Below are 13,262 nucleotides of genomic sequence, written 5' to 3' on the forward strand. Positions count from 1 at the left end.
TTCCCGTCTCACATGCTCTGGGCGGTACGGCGGATCAGCTCGCGAGACGCGTCGGGCTTGAGCGCGCTCGCCTCCAGCCGATCCAACACGGCTCGATACTTGATCAGCTGCGGCTCGGTGTCAATGAACTCGAATCGATCGCCATCGACCTGAACGGTGTCCAACCGCGCGACCTCAGCGGCGAAGTACACGATACCGGCGCCGGAGCTGGGATAACTGCCGGTACCGAACGGGATGACACGCAGGTCGATCTGCGGGTACTCGCTCATGGTCAGCAGGTGTTCGAGCTGAGCACGCGCAACCTCCGGGCCGCCGAAGCACATGCGCAGGGCGGTCTCATGGACGATGGCCGACAGCGGTATCGGTCGCTCGCCGAAGAGCACCGTCTGTCGCTTGATCCGATGAGAGACAAGGTGCTCGACTTCGGGCGGCGACAGCGGCGGGACGACATCCCGAAAGAGCGCGCGAGCATGCTCAGGGGTCTGGAGGAGACCGGGGATGTGAACCACCGAGACGATCCGCATCGACTGCGCATGGTGCTCGACCTCCGCCAGGTCGAGGGCTCCGGCCGGCAGGATCTCGCGGTACTCCTCCCACCAGCCGCGGGTGCGGCCGCCGGTCATGCGGGTCAGCGCTTCGATCAGGGCGTCATCCGTGCAGCCATAGAGGCGCGCCAACGTCCGTACCCGATCCGCACTCACCGGATACCCACCGGATTCGATGTTGCTGATGCGGGACTGCGTCGCACCGTGCAACTCCCCAGCCCGGGTTGCCGACAGTCCTGCCTGCTCACGCAACCGGCGCAGCTCCACACCGAGGCGCCGTTGCCGGATGCTCGGTGGGATCTTGCTGGGCGGCATCCGCTGCTCCCTTCCCTTGCTCGCCGTGGCCGGCGTGGTTCACCCCTTGGAGTGGTGGTGCCATGAATTCCGCAATGGCGGTGGACTACATACTACCGACTGGATAGTTTGATGCTGCGTCAGAGCCTGCTCGCCGACGGTGACGGTAGCAGCGCCGCGTCCAACTCCCATTCACGTAGGAGACTTCCATGACTGCTGCGCCCTCGCAAAACGCCCACCCGGCCAATCTGACCTTCGAGCAGGAGCTCTGCGGACTCGTGCTCGACACCGCGCCCCGGCTGTTCGCTGTCGTCCAGGTGTGCGGCGAGGACTCCGACGGGTGGGTCGCGGCCTGGGGGCTCACCGACTCCGGCGGCCGGACCCACGTGATCGGGGTCGACGGCCGGACGCATCTGACCCTCGCGTCGCCCGGGCGGGCCCTCCGCCATTTCTCCCGGCGGCCGGGCATCACCGCCCGGCTCGTCTGGCTCGCGCGGCCGGATGCCGCCGCCACACACCGCAGCGAAGCCGCCTGACGCAGCAACCCTCCACATCTGTCCACAAGCGGAACCGCGCGAAACCGTAGCGCCGACGAGGTACCCGTGCCAGCCTGTTCGAGGCCTCGGGGGACGGCCCGCAAAGGACCCGGCCCGCCCGGCCTTCCTGCACTGTCGACTGGGACGGGAGTACGGAATGCGCATCAGGATCGGACGGCGCACGGCCGCGATCGCGGCGGTGGCCACGATGACGGCCGGCGCGGTGGCGACGGCCACCGGGAGCGCCTACGCGGCGGGGCCGGGCGGGGTGGAGGCGTGCCCGAGCGGCAGTGTCTGCCTCTACTACAACTCGCCGACCAACGGCTGGGGATCGTTCGACAACTTCTCGCCGAACCAGAACCTCGACCTGCACAACTACACGTTCGCCCGCTACGCGAACGGCTCCGGCTACGGGGTGACGATGTACGACAACGCCGCCTCGATCGTGAACAACACCGACCACACGGTGTGGGTCAGCAGGGTCAGTGACGGCCTCTGGGTGGCCTACGGATCGGGGTACGCGGGCTCCCTCAACACCGCCGCGAACAACGACGCCCGACTGTACAGCTGACGCTCGATCAGTCGGCCCGAAGGCCCCGCGCGGGGCCTTCGGGGTTCGCGGTACAGCGCTCCCACCCCGGCTGCCGCTCGTGCAGCGCCGGCGCACGCGTCGGACGAGGTCGGCTCCTCGAACGCTCGGGGGCGCCCGCCGCCGGAGCGATCCGGAAGGCGGCTCCGGGCGCGGCGTGGTCGACGGGCCCGTCGAAGCGGGCGGAGGCGCGAGCCACCGCCTGCCATGGCGTGCGGGACCGTCCGACGTGGGTGACGATCAACCGGCCGGCCCGAGCCGCTCGGGCGGTTTCGCCGGCCTCCTCGGGCGTGTGGTGCACCTGGTCACCGTCACTGAGAGCCTGGGCGATCCCGGCCTCGCACAGCAACGCGTCGCATCCGTCGGCCGGCTGTGTCAGGCCGGCGCACGGTGCGGTGTCCCCGGAGTGGACCAGCGACCGTCCCGAAGCCTCGACGCACAGCGCGAAGGCCGGGACTGCACCCGGTTCACCGCCGTGATGGTAGGGATCTCGGTGCCGCGGATCGGGCCGGGCCAGCCCCGTGTCCGGCCCCATCACGTCATGGACGACAAGGGCTACAGCTCGAGAGCGATCCGTACCTGGCTTCGCCGACGCGGTATCCCGCACACGATTCCCGAGCGGGCCGACCAGGCCCGCAACCGGGCCCCGCGCGGCAGCCGAGGGGCCGCCCGCCGGCCTTCGACCGCGAGACGTGCAAGCACCGCAACGTCGTGGAACGATGCTTCAACCGGTTGGGGCAGCGGCGTGCTATCGCCACCCGCCACGACGAGACCGCCGAATCCGACGAGGCAGCCGTCGCCCTCGCGTCACTCCTGATTCGGACCTGACATTTCACGGCGGAACCTAGCGGCCTATCGGGCCGCTGTCGGCTGAAACAGCCGGCCGCGCCGATCCCGGAGATTCCCGCTCCGATGATCACCACTTCGAACTCCTCGACGGCATCCACCCCGACTCGGGCAGCGTATGAGCGCGAGGACACGGCCGGCCTGTGCACCGTGCACCGCCCTCAGGGAAAGCAGGTGCTCAGTGTCGTTCTCGCCGCGGCCGTGGCTGGCGACAGTGAGGTACGAGGCGACCGCCGCAGGCGGGGTTTATGCCGAGCATGCCTTGACGCGGAGCATAAAAATCAGACACACCCTCCCAAAATGGAGACCAGGACAGCATGAGGACCGACGGCACGGAATACAGCAACTTCACCGGCTGGATCGACCCGCCGGACGACGTGCAGCCCGCGCTGGACGGCGATCTCACCTGTGACATCGCTGTCATCGGCGGCGGCATGGGTGGCATGGCTGCTTCCCTGCGCCTCGCGGAGCGCGACCAGGACGTGGTCCTGCTGGAGGCCGAGTTCTGCGGCTACGGCTCGGCCTCGCGCAACGGAGGTCAGATCGCCGGGGCGCCGGGTGGCGACCTGCGGATGCTCACCCTCCAGTCCCCCAAGAAGATGCGGGTCATGACCGAACTGGCGGAGCACGCGGGCCGCTACGTGGAAGACCTCATGAAAACGCACGACATCGACTGCGACTACGTGGCGAACGGCCTGGTGTGGGGCGCGGTCTCACCCCTCATGATGCTCAGGGTGCGCACTCAGGCGGCGATCCTGCGCGCCTTCGGTGGGCGCGGGACCGTCGGCGGCAGAGAAGAACTCGGTCTCCCCGCCGGCTTCGTGGGCGGCATGCGGGAATCCATCGGCGGGATGCTGAACCCGGGCAAGCTCGCTCGTGGTGTGCGTCGCGCGCTGCTCGCCTCCCCGGCCGCGGTCTTCGAGCAGACGCGGGTGAGCGATGTCCGGCGGACCGGCCGCACCGTCGAGATCACGACACCGCACGGCACCGTGCGGGCCAACAAGGTGGTGCTCGCAACCAGCGTCTACGGCGGCGAGTGGGACATCACGCCCAGGAACCTCGCGACGCCGCTGTACGTCATCGAGATCGAGTCGGAACCCATCGCACCGGAGCGGCTCGCCGAACTGGGCTGGACCAGTCGGTCCGGCATCATCACCCAGCACCAGTTGATGACCCACTACCGGCTCACCGAGCGAAACACCATCGTCTGCGGGGTCCGCCAAGCGCAGCGCAACCGGGCCTACCCGCTCCCGGACCGGGTCCCGGACCCCCGTGTCGTGCAGGACATGGGCAAGGACCTGGCCAACCGGTTCCCGTCGCTGTCCGACGTGGCCATCGAGCGGGCCTGGGGCGGTTGGATCGGCATCAGCCCGGATTGGCTGGCCGTCGCCGGGCAGGTGGGCGACAACGTCTTCTACTCGATGGCCTGCAACGGCCACGGCCTCTGCCAGGTGCCGTACGTGGCCCACCAGCTCGCCGACTACATCGTCGACGGTGAAATGCCGGAGGACCTCGCCGGCATCTGGTCGGACGCCACGAAGTACTCACCGTCGATGTCGCTGCTGATGCAGCCGTTCGTCCTCCGCGCCATCTGGGGGCTGGACCGGTTCAACGACCTCTTCAACGGCAGCAAGACGCTGGCCCGGCGGACGCTCCGTCGTGGCAGGCGCGGGAACTCCTGAAGGTCGGGGCGACTCCTGATCTGTGACGGCGTGGCGTGAGATCGCCACCCGCCACGACCACGACATCGCCGGGCTACAGCTCCCGCAGGATCCGCGCCCACCTGCGCGGACGCGGTATCCGGCACACCGTCCCCGAACCCGTCGACCACGCCGACAACCACCCCGCCCGCGGCTCACACGGCGTGCGGGCCACCAGAGTTCGACCGGCGTGTCCACCGGCTCCGCAACACCGTCGAACGCTGCGACCGCTCGGCGGCGAAGTGGTCCCCCGGTTCCGGAACGTGTCAGGATCCTCGGATGGAGATTCGTCGTGTCACTCGGGTCGAGGCGGTCGACGCCGCTGGACATCTCTTCGACACCGCCCCAGGGCGGGAGGCCACTGAGCGGTTCCTGACGGACGAGGGCCATCACCTCCTGATCGCCTACGTGGACGACGTCCCGGCGGGGATGGTCACCGGTGTCGAGATGACCCATCCGGACAAGGGAACCGAGATGTTCCTGTACGAGCTGGGTGTGGACGAGTCGTTCCGTGGGCGTGGCGTCGGCCGGGCTCTGGTGTCGGCGCTTGCGGACCTGTCACGTGAACGGGGCTGCTACGGCGTGTGGACGGTCACGGACGAGGAGAATGCGGCGGCACTGGCGACGTACCGCCGCGCCGGCGGCGTCCCGGAAGCTGGACAGGTGGTACTCACCTGGACATTCGATCAGCCGTAGACCGACGCGACGGATCCCGTTCCGCACCGGGTGGCTGGCGGCCCGGCGGGCACCGACCGCGCAGGGGGCTCGACTTCCGCCGGAACGAGCACGGAGCGAGCCCCGCCTACGCGAACTGTGCCTGCTCCACCGGTTGCCGCGGCTCGCCGTGGAACACCTGCCGCACGTGCCACTCCCGGTGCCGGTCCGCGACCGGCGGGCGGCCGCGCTGCGGACCGATCACCGGCCGACCGGACAGCGCGAGGACATGCCGACGGCTGGCCTCGCTGCGGCCTACGAAACGCTCGGAGACCAGGATGCGGTGCCCCTCCCCCAGGCCCAACACCCCCTTGTCGAACAGCTTGTGGTGCAGTGAACACAGGCACAGGCCGTTGTCGACCTCGTCCGGCCCGTCGTGCGACCACCAGCGCACGTGCGCGGCCTCCAGACCGACCGCGCTCGCCCCGAGGGCTCCGTCGTAGCCGCAGAACGCGCACTGGAACTCGTAGGCGGTGAGTATCAGTTCACGCATCCGCCGGTCCCGCTGGCGCCGGGCCGCAAGGGCGGCCCCGCCCACGCCTCCGGTCTCGGCCAGCTCCAGGTCGAGGCCGACCGCCTCGCAGAGGTCGGCGTGCAGGGACGTCGGGAAGTGGGCGTCCAGCAGCACCCGGGCCATCCGCCCCAGCAGCGCCGGCTCCTCGCCGAGCGCCGTCCGCAGCGCGGGCGCGAGCCGGCCGGTGGCCCCGCTCGACCGGAGGATCCCGATCCCGCTGCCGGGGCTCCCCGGCCCGTGATCCGTCCGGACCTCCCACACCCCGTCGCTGACCAGGTGGTGGAACGGGTAGGCCGGGGTCGTCGGGTGCGACGGCCCGTACTCGGCCAGCAGCCGCTTCAGCTCCTCCTCCACGGCGCTGTACCGCAGTTCGCCGTCCGAGTCCTGCTGGTAACTGCCCAGGGCGTAGAGCAGCAGCAGCGGCTTGTGCGGCGCGCGCACACCGTTGTTCGTCCAGCGCCTCAGCCGCGCCACCCGGTCGAGCCAGTCCATGCCGGCCAGCGTAGTCCGGGGTCTGGTGCCGTGATCACCGCGAGGCCGAAGTGACGAGCGGTGCAGCTGGTTCCACGATCGCCGTCAGGCGGTGCCCAGGCCGCCGTACTGGGCCCGGAACTCGGCCCGTTCGTCCTCGTCCGGCGCCGACTCCAGTGCCACGGCGGCATGGTGGTGCGCCCGGCTGTCGCCGAGCATCCCGTAGACCATCGCCAGGGCGCCGTGCCCGTAGAAGTCGAGCCCCGGGGCGGCGGCGAGGCCTTCGGCCAGCCACAGCGCCTCGGCCACGTTGCCGAGGCCGACTTCCGCCTGCACCACGCAGCGCTGGACGTCCAGGTTGTTGGGGTTCGTCCGGTACTGCGCCCGGAGGTCACGGACGGCGCCGTGCATCTCCGCGGGGTCGGCGGCGAGGGCGAGCAGCCGGTCGGGGTCGGGCGCGACGGCGGGCGGGGCCGTGCGCCAGTGGTCGAGGTGGTCGGAGCCGGGAGCGACCCGCATCAGCCCCAGCACCGCCGCCCGCCACTGCGCCTCGTCGCCCGCCTGGTACGCCGCCGCGGCGAGGAGCTCCAGCACCTGTTCGCGGTCGGGGTCGAGCCGGTGGGCCCGCTCCAGGGCGCTCACCACGTCCGGCCAGTCCACCCCGCTGCGCGGGACCGTCGCCAGCTCGTACAGCACCCTCCCCAGGGCGAGCCACTCGCTCGGGCCACCAGGCCCGTCGGCGACCAGTTCGGAGAGGACGCCGGCCTGCTGCCGCAGGAGGTCGACCGAAGCCTCGTGCCAACACAACCAGGCCCGGACTCCGGCGAGTTGCCGCTCGGCGGCGACGCAGTCGGGGTGGGCCGCGAGGACGCGCTCCAACTCCCGGGCCGCCCGGTCCACGCCGCCGATGCGGGTGTAGACGGTGGCGAGGTCGCACCGCGCGGCCGGGTCCTGCGGGCCCGGCGTCCGTCAGGAACTCCAGCAGCGGGACCGCCTCCGTGAACTGCCCCGTGACCAGGTAGGCCGACGCCAGCGCGTGCAGGTCCCCCGAGAGCGGGTCGGCCGTCAGCGCCGACTCCTTCAGCGCGGCCAGCCCCTCCGCGTCCGGAGCGGAGACGAATTGCCGGAAGCACGCGAGGACTTCGGGACGCGTGCGGTCCCCCCGGTACTGCGGCTCCCAGTCGATGGCCGGCTCCCCGCCCACATACGCCTCCCCTGACGTCAGTCCCCGGGTGGCCTTCCCGGGGCTCCGTAGCATCTCACCCCGCACCGACACGCCGCTGTGCGGTGCGCCAGGCGGCGGTGACGGCGTGGTGGGCGGCGGCGGTGGCGGCGGGGATGTCGCCGGCCAGGTGGAGCGGGGTGCCGAGGTGGACGTGCAGGGCGGGGCGGCGCAGGGGGGCGGTGGCGAAGCCGGCGAGCTGTTTGGCGGTGCCGCCGGAGCTGAGGCGGCGGGCGCCGCACTGGCCGAGCGGCACCACCGGGGCGCCGCTCGACGCGGCGAGCCGGGCCAGGCCGGTGCGGAAGGCGCGCGGCTCGGCGTCGTGGGGGTCCCGGCGCTCGGGCAGGCCGCCCTCGCCGTAGATCAGGACGACCCGGCCGACCGCGAGGGCCGCCGCCGCGGAGTCGAGGGCCGTGGCCGCCCGGGCCGTCCCGCGGTGGACGGGGATGTGCCCGCCGGACCGCAGCACCCCGCCGAGCAGCGGGACCCGCCACAGCCCGGCGGTCGCCATCACCACCGGCTCGGTGCCCAGCCGGCGCAGTGCGGCCAGCACCACGCCGGGATCGGCGAGCGAGCTGTGGTTGGCCGCGACGATGCTGCCCGGGGCGACCGGGCCCGCGACCTCGGACGTGACGGACAGACGGCCGAGGGCGGGCACCAGTGCGGCGGCGATCCGGCTGAGCATGGCGGTTCCTTCGTGGGGCTTCGGCGAAGTGACGCCTCCATGCTCGTCGGGCGCCGCCGCCGGCCGCCTGAGTAGGAGTACTCAATCCGGACCGGGTCAGCCGCGCTGCACGGTGATCCGGTCCACGGCCGTCCCGTCCTCCATGAGGGAGCGCACCTCCATCCGGGCGGGCTTGCCCGCGGCGGCCGGGGTGACGTCGACGGCGACCAGGCAGTACCCCGTGTAGCGGACCCTGGACCAGGTGACCTTGACGGTCTGCTCGTGGCCGTCCCGCTCGGAGACCACCATGGGGACGGCCTTGTCGTTCTTCGTCTCGTGTCCGAGGTAGGTGTCGGAGACGGGGAAGGAGTAGAGCCCGCCGCCACCGCCGCCCGCGACGACGTAGGTGGTGCCGTCCTTCACCGGGTCGACGGTCTCGCCGGACGCGGCCTTGCGGGTGGCCTTGCCGGCGCGGATCGGGTCGGTGCGCTCGTAGACGTGGTTGTGGCCGCTGAGCACCAGGTCCACCTGGTACTTGTCGAACAGCGGGGCCCAGTCCTGCTGCGCGCCGAGTTCGGCTCCGTTGTCGTGGCAGGTGGAGTAGGTGCACTGGTGCAGGTAGACGACGATGAAGTCGATGCCGGTGTCGGCGCGGAGCGCGGCGAGCCGGCTCTCCAGCCACTTCTTCTGCTTGCCCTTGGTGTAGTCGAGGTTGGCCGGGGTGTTGTAGCAGACGTCGTTGCCGTCGAGGCTGATCAGGCCGACGTTCTGGTACCGCCAGGAGTAGATGCCGGTGGACCGGCTCCAGGCGTTGTCGGGCGTCGTGAAGCGGGCGCGCATGCCCCCGTAGCCGTCGGCGCCGTACCACGGTTCCATCTCGTGGTTGCCGATCGCCGGCATCCACGGGGTCCTGGCGGCGACGGGTTCGTTCTGGACGAAGAAGGAGTCCCACAGCCGGGCGTCGTAGGCGTCGCTGGTCTTGCCGCTGCCGCCGGCGTTGGCGTACGAGAGGTCGCCCATGTGGAGGTGGAAGGCGGGGTCGAGGCCGGCGACCAGGTTGCCGGTGGCGGCCGCGTTGTAGCCGATGCCCTGGTCGCCGAAGGCGGTGAAGGTGAATCCGGCGCCGCGTCCGGGGGCGGGCGCGGTACGGAAGCTCGCCACGTCGCCGAGCCGGGTGTGCTGGCCTGCGGGGTCGTAGCCCTGGTGGCCCACGACGTAGTAGTAGGTGGTGTCCGGGATCAGCTGGTCCAGCTGGGCGTGCAGGTAGTACTGGGTGACGGTGGTGGGCTTGATCAGGGGCTGGTCCTCGACCGGGTGCTGCCAGGAGAGCTTGCTGACCAGGGTGCGGACCTCGGCGCCGACCGGGGCGCCGAACTCGCCGGGCTGGACGCCGATCCGGACGAAGGGGGCAGTCACCGCGTCCGGCACCTGCCAGGAGACGACGACCTGCTGGGAGGGGTCGGCCCCGTAGGCGAGGTGCCGGCCGAAGGGGCGCAGCGCGGACCCGGCGGTCCGTTCGCCGCGGGGCGCGGGGACGGTCGGGGTGCCGGGCGCCGTCGGAGTGTCGAGGACGGTAGGACGCGGGCCGGTGGGACGCGGGGCGGCCAGGGCGGTGCCGGGCAGCAGGAGCCCGCCGGCGGTGAGGGCGGCTCCGCCGATCGCGCCGGCTCGGAGGAGTTCACGCCGGGAGTGCTGCGGTGTCTCGGACATTGCATCAAGTTAGGAAACTTCACTAACCTATGACAAGAGGGTGGACGCCCTCGAATTCGCTTCCGAGGAAGGGAAGTTGAACGCCGGGCTACCGGCGCCCCTCCGCGCACGGCCCGGTCCGGATCGGCCGGATCGGCCTGGACGGCGGAACGGGTGCGGGCGCCCGGCGACGGGACGGGTGCGGGCGCCCGGTGACGAGGGTGACGGCCGATCGGCCGCGGGCCGCCGGAGTGGCCCTGGGCCGCCGTGCGGGTGACCTGTCGGACGTGTCGGCGGCGAAACGCCCCGTCCGGCGTGCCTGGGTGGGAGGGCGCCGTCCGCGGACGGCGCGGGTCCTGTCCCCGAGCCTGAGAGCCGCCCATGCCTGCCACCGCCCGTCTGCGCCGCATCGTCCCGACCGCGCTCTGCGCCCTGTCCGTGGCCCTCGCCGCCGCCCCCGCGGCCCACGCCGCGCCACCGGGCCGCGACGGCGGTTCCGACCCCGGGAGGGCGGGCGACGGCTCGTACGACTGGGACCGCGTGGCGGCCTGCGAGAGCAGCGGCAACTGGCGCATCAACACCGGCAACGGCTACTACGGCGGCCTCCAGTTCGACCAGCCGACCTGGCGGGAGAACGGCGGCCTGGCGTACGCCCCGCGCGCCGACCTCGCCACCCGCGAGCAGCAGATCGCCGTCGCCCAGCACCTCGCCGACCGCCGCGGCCTCTCCCCGTGGCCCGTCTGCGGCGCCCGTGCCGCCCGCGGCCACGGCGGCCGCGGGACCGTCCTGGCGCCCCCCGCCGCCGCTCCGGCCCGGGTCGCCCCGGCTCGGGTCGCCCCGGCCCCGGCCGCGTCGGAGGACGGCACCTGGACCGTCCGCGAGAACGACACCCTCGCCGACCTCGCCGAGGCCCTGCGGGTCCCCGGCGGCTGGCCCGCGCTGTACGAGCTCAACCGTGCCGCCATCGGGGAGGATCCGGACCTCATCCATCCCGGCCTGGTCCTCGACCTCCCGTCCTGACCCCGCCGGCCCGCCCCGACCCGCCGCCCGCGCCCGCTCCGGCGCGGGCGGCGCCACGCCGGGAGGGGTATCCCGGAACACGCCGACGGCCCGCCCGCTCACCAGGAGCGGGCGGGCCGTCGGGCTGGGCTGTACGGGTGAACCGTACGGGCGGGCTGAACGGGCGGGGGCGGGCCGTACGGGCCGGTCAGCCGACGTGGACGCGCGGGCGGCGCGAGCGGTCCGGCTCGGCCTCGCGCAGCACCTCGCGGGTGACCGGCGCGACCTCGCCCTGCCCGAACAGGAAGAACCGCAGGAACTGGGCGAAGGGGCTGCCCTCGGTCCACTCGAAGTAGAGGTGCGGCTGCTGCCCGGTACGGTCCCGGACGTTCAGCGCCAGCGCGGCGAGCGCGTTCGGGATGCTGGAGCTCTCCAGGGTCAGCACCCGGTAGCGGCCGTGCAGCACCTCGCCGCGCACGGTCAGCTCGGCCTCGAAGTCGGAGGCGTCGCGGACGGTCACCTCGACGAAGACCAGGTCGTCCTCGCCGGGGATGTCGTTGTCGGCGCGGATCTGGCGGATCTTGTCGCGGTACTCGGCGACGTCGCGGTGGCTCGGCTCGTTGGCGATCAGCCGCAGCGGGCGGTGCGCGTAGTCCCTGATGAAACGTTCCGCCGTGTCGTCCAGGGCCACGCTGGTCACGCGCAGCTCGAACGCGCGGCGCAGCCGGGAGAGCAGCGAGACCAGGATGATCCCGGCGATGAAGCAGGCGCCGATCTTCAGGCCGTCCGGCCGCTCCAGCACGTTGAGCACGGTCGTGTAGAGGAAGATCGCCGAGATGACCGCGAAGGCGACGGTCCAGCCGCGCTCGCGCTTGCGGTACGCGGCGATGGTCACCGCGATGGCGGCGGAGCTGATCAGCACCAGCACACCGGTCGCGTACGCGCCGCCCTGGGCGTCCACGTCCGCGTCGAAGATCCAGGTGACCAGGAATCCGATCAGGGTCAGCACGATCACCATCGGCCGCACCGCGCGGGCCCAGTGCGGAGCCATGCCGTAGCGCGGCAGGTAGCGGGGCAGCAGGTTGAGCATGCCCGCCATGGCGGAGGCGCCGGCGAACCAGAGGATCGCGATGGTGGAGAGGTCGTAGACGCTGCCGAAGGCGCCGCCCAGGTACTCGTGCGCCAGGTACGCCAGGGCGCGGCCGTTGGCGTCGCCGCCGGCCTTGAACTGGTCGGCCGGGATGAGCAGCGTGGTGATGAAGCTGGTGGCGATCAGGAAGCAGCTCATGATCACGGCGGAGGTGGTCAGCAGCTTGCGGGCGCCGCGGATCCGGCCGGCCGGGTTCGCCTCGGTGTCCTCGGGGCCGCCCTTGATGTGCGGCATCACGGCGACGCCGGTCTCGAAGCCGGACAGGCCGAGCGCCAGCTTCGGGAAGGTCACCAGCGCCACGCCGACCATGACGATCGGATTGCCGTGCTGGGCGGTCAGCGCGTCCGTCCAGTCGGTGACCACGTGCGGCGCCTCGATGATCTTCCAGAGGCCGACGGCCACCACGACCACGTTCAGCACCAGGTACGTGCCGACCAGGAACACCGCCAGGCCGATCGCCTCGCTGAAGCCCTTGAGGAAGACCGCGCCGAGCAGCGCCACCATGACCAGCGTGATCAGCACCTGCTTGCCGCCGAGGGCGCCGGTCAGGTGCGGGTTCTCCACCAGGTGCGCGCTCGCGTCGGCGGCCGACAGCGTGATGGTGATCAGGAAGTCCGTGGCCGCGAAGCCCAGCAGCGCGAGGACGAACAGCTTGCCCTTCCAGAACGACAGCAGCCGCTCCAGCATCGCGATCGAGCCCTCGCCGTGCGGGCTCTCCCTGGCCACCCGCCGGTAGACCGGCAGCGCGCCCAGCAGGGTGACCACCACCAGCACGATGGTGGCGATCGGCGACAGCACGCCCGCCGCGAGGGCGGCGATGCCCGGCTGGTAGCCGAGCGTCGAGAAGTAGTCCAGGCCGGTCAGGCACATCACCCGCCACCAGCGCTGGCCGGGGTGCGCACCGTGCGCGGCCGGGTCCCCCGCCGCCGCGCCCTCGGGCGAGGCCTCCGGGGCACCCTCGGCGGTGGACCGCTGCGCGGGCTTCGCCTCGCTCACGTCCTCCAGCAACCAGCTGCGGAGGCGTATTCGCGCCGACGGCGCGTCCGACGACGCGTCCGACTCCGCCGTCTCCGCCGTCTCCGTCGAACCCGACGAAACCACCTTGCACCTCTTGTTTAAAAGACCCCGTGAAAACGCCGTCGAGCGACGGCAGGGCGACACGCTATGCGACGGGCGTTGCGAATCCGCCATCGGCCCGCGTTAAGAAAACGTCATGGCCGCGCGGGTCGGCGCCGTCGGCACACCGCGGTGGGCCGGGTGCCGGGAACGGAAGGACCCCGAACCGGCGGCACGGTCCGGGGTCCTTCCCGGGGTGAGACCCGGCGAATT

The 13,262-nt window shown here is 71.9% G+C and carries 12 protein-coding genes and 1 pseudogene; 6 read left to right on the forward strand and 7 right to left on the reverse strand.

All coding sequences use genetic code 11. The annotated features are described in order from the left end of the window. Window positions 1-8: 8 nt before the first annotated feature. Window positions 9-860 carry a helix-turn-helix domain-containing protein gene (locus tag ACZ7RU_RS25895; protein ID WP_470343352.1) on the reverse strand — a complete coding sequence of 284 codons (852 nt, stop codon included), beginning with the start codon at window positions 858-860 and terminating at the stop codon, window positions 9-11. Between the two features lie 188 nt (window positions 861-1,048). Between ACZ7RU_RS25895 and ACZ7RU_RS25900 the strand changes: the two genes are divergently transcribed. Both ACZ7RU_RS25900 and ACZ7RU_RS25905 read left to right on the forward strand, forming a co-directional pair. Next, window positions 1,049-1,375 (forward strand): hypothetical protein, encoded by a 327-nt coding sequence (locus ACZ7RU_RS25900; RefSeq protein ID WP_470343353.1) that lies wholly within the window; start codon window positions 1,049-1,051, stop codon window positions 1,373-1,375. A 157-nt stretch (window positions 1,376-1,532) separates the two neighbouring features. Further along, entirely contained in the window at window positions 1,533-1,946 is a 414-nt protein-coding gene (locus ACZ7RU_RS25905; protein ID WP_470343354.1) for a peptidase inhibitor family I36 protein, read from the forward strand. Window positions 1,947-1,953: 7 nt separating this feature from the next. Here the strand turns inward: ACZ7RU_RS25905 and ACZ7RU_RS25910 are convergent, their stop codons facing one another. Continuing rightward, window positions 1,954-2,499: an MBL fold metallo-hydrolase gene (locus ACZ7RU_RS25910; protein WP_470343355.1), complete on the reverse strand. Its 546-nt coding sequence runs from the start codon at window positions 2,497-2,499 to the stop codon at window positions 1,954-1,956. On the opposite strand from ACZ7RU_RS25910, the pseudogene ACZ7RU_RS25915 reads away from it, so the two are divergent. The 3 genes and pseudogenes from ACZ7RU_RS25915 to ACZ7RU_RS25925 all read left to right on the forward strand — a co-directional run. After that, window positions 2,419-2,792: pseudogene (locus tag ACZ7RU_RS25915) on the forward strand (transposase); the annotation flags it as partial. The gene ACZ7RU_RS25910 and the pseudogene ACZ7RU_RS25915 overlap by 81 nt on opposite strands. A 335-nt stretch (window positions 2,793-3,127) precedes the next feature. Next, a complete protein-coding gene (locus tag ACZ7RU_RS25920) occupies window positions 3,128-4,492 on the forward strand; it encodes an NAD(P)/FAD-dependent oxidoreductase (protein WP_470343356.1) in 1,365 nt (454 codons plus the stop codon). Between the two features lie 297 nt (window positions 4,493-4,789). After that, window positions 4,790-5,206 (forward strand): GNAT family N-acetyltransferase, encoded by a 417-nt coding sequence (locus ACZ7RU_RS25925; protein WP_470343357.1) that lies wholly within the window; start codon window positions 4,790-4,792, stop codon window positions 5,204-5,206. Window positions 5,207-5,312: 106 nt separating this feature from the next. On the opposite strand, the gene ACZ7RU_RS25930 is transcribed toward ACZ7RU_RS25925, so the two are convergent. The 4 genes from ACZ7RU_RS25930 to ACZ7RU_RS25945 form a co-directional block, all read right to left on the reverse strand. Further along, window positions 5,313-6,230, reverse strand: a complete 918-nt coding sequence (locus ACZ7RU_RS25930; RefSeq protein WP_470343358.1) for a phosphorothioated DNA-binding restriction endonuclease — start codon at window positions 6,228-6,230, stop codon at window positions 5,313-5,315. Window positions 6,231-6,314: 84 nt separating this feature from the next. After that, window positions 6,315-7,109, reverse strand: coding sequence for a tetratricopeptide repeat protein (locus ACZ7RU_RS25935; RefSeq protein WP_470343359.1), 795 nt, complete (start codon window positions 7,107-7,109; stop codon window positions 6,315-6,317). Between the two features lie 359 nt (window positions 7,110-7,468). Continuing rightward, entirely contained in the window at window positions 7,469-8,116 is a 648-nt protein-coding gene (locus tag ACZ7RU_RS25940) for a lysophospholipid acyltransferase family protein (protein ID WP_470343360.1), read from the reverse strand. Between the two features lie 96 nt (window positions 8,117-8,212). Next, on the reverse strand, window positions 8,213-9,805 hold the full coding sequence (locus ACZ7RU_RS25945) for a purple acid phosphatase family protein (protein WP_470343361.1): 1,593 nt from the start codon (window positions 9,803-9,805) through the stop codon (window positions 8,213-8,215). A gap of 360 nt (window positions 9,806-10,165) precedes the next feature. Here ACZ7RU_RS25945 and ACZ7RU_RS25950 point away from each other — a divergent pair, with 360 nt between their 5' ends. Continuing rightward, window positions 10,166-10,804, forward strand: a complete 639-nt coding sequence (locus ACZ7RU_RS25950) for a transglycosylase family protein (protein WP_470343362.1) — start codon at window positions 10,166-10,168, stop codon at window positions 10,802-10,804. A 187-nt stretch (window positions 10,805-10,991) separates the two neighbouring features. Here the strand turns inward: ACZ7RU_RS25950 and ACZ7RU_RS25955 are convergent, their stop codons facing one another. Next, a complete protein-coding gene (locus ACZ7RU_RS25955; RefSeq protein WP_470343363.1) occupies window positions 10,992-12,929 on the reverse strand; it encodes an APC family permease in 1,938 nt (645 codons plus the stop codon). Window positions 12,930-13,262: the final 333 nt, after the last annotated feature.

It is taken from the genome of Kitasatospora sp. NPDC114501, assembly GCF_055633695.1.